This window comes from Paraburkholderia sp. J12 (genome assembly GCF_905220215.1).
In the GTDB taxonomy this organism is placed as follows: domain Bacteria; phylum Pseudomonadota; class Gammaproteobacteria; order Burkholderiales; family Burkholderiaceae; genus Paraburkholderia.
The window spans coordinates 1-950 of the sequence record NZ_CAJMZC010000044.1; the positions used below are offsets into that span (position 1 = coordinate 1).

General features: G+C 64.8%; 1 protein-coding gene. It reads left to right on the forward strand.

All coding sequences use genetic code 11. From position 1 onward, the window contains the following. A partial coding sequence (locus tag U5760_RS31520; RefSeq protein WP_322016215.1) for an NAD(P)/FAD-dependent oxidoreductase occupies nucleotides 1–950 on the forward strand: 950 nt, incomplete at both ends.

The window sequence follows — 950 nt, forward strand, 5'->3', positions numbered from 1 at the left end:
TACGGCCCACGCGAGTCGATGGAATACGACGTGGTGATCGTAGGCGGCGGCCCGGCCGGGCTGTCCGCGGCGATCCGCCTGAAACAGCTGGCCGCCGGAAAAGGCACCGAAATCGGCGTGTGCGTGCTGGAAAAAGGCTCGGAGATCGGGGCGCATATCCTCTCGGGCGCGGTCATGGACCCGCGCGCGCTCCATGAACTGATGCCCGACTGGAAGGAACAGGGCGCGCCGCTGAACGTGCCCGTGACCGAGGACCGCTTCCTTTTCCTTTCGGAAACCGGCGCGAAGTCCGTGCCCAACTGGGCGCTGCCGGAAAACTTCAAGAACCACGGCAACTACGTCATCAGCCTCGCGAACGTCACGCGCTGGCTGGGCCAGCAGGCCGAGGCGCTGGGCGTCGAAATTTTCCCGGGTTTCCCCGCCGCGGAAATTCTTTACGATGAGAAAGGCGCCGTCAAAGGCGTGGCCACCGGCAACATGGGCGTGGGCAAGGACGGCGAGCCCACCGAGAACTTCCAGCTCGGCATGGAGCTGCACGCGAAGTACACGCTCTTCTGCGAAGGCTGCCGCGGGCACCTGGGGCGCCAGCTGAACGAGAAGTTCGAGCTCGGCCGCGACGCGGATCCGCAGGTGTACGGTATCGGCATCAAGGAGCTGTGGGAGATCGATCCGGCCAAACACCAGCCGGGCCTCGTGATCCATACGGCGGGCTGGCCGCTCGACACCGACACCTACGGCGGCTCGTTCCTCTACCACATCGACAACAACCAGGTGATGGTGGGTTTCGTGGTGGGTCTGGCCTACACGAACCCGTACCTTTCGCCGTTCGAGGAGTTCCAGCGCTACAAGACGCACCCGGAAATCCGCAAGTACCTCGAAGGCGGCAAACGCGTGTCCTATGGGGCCCGCGCGATCACGGCGGGCGGCCTGATGTCGCTGCCGAAGCTGGT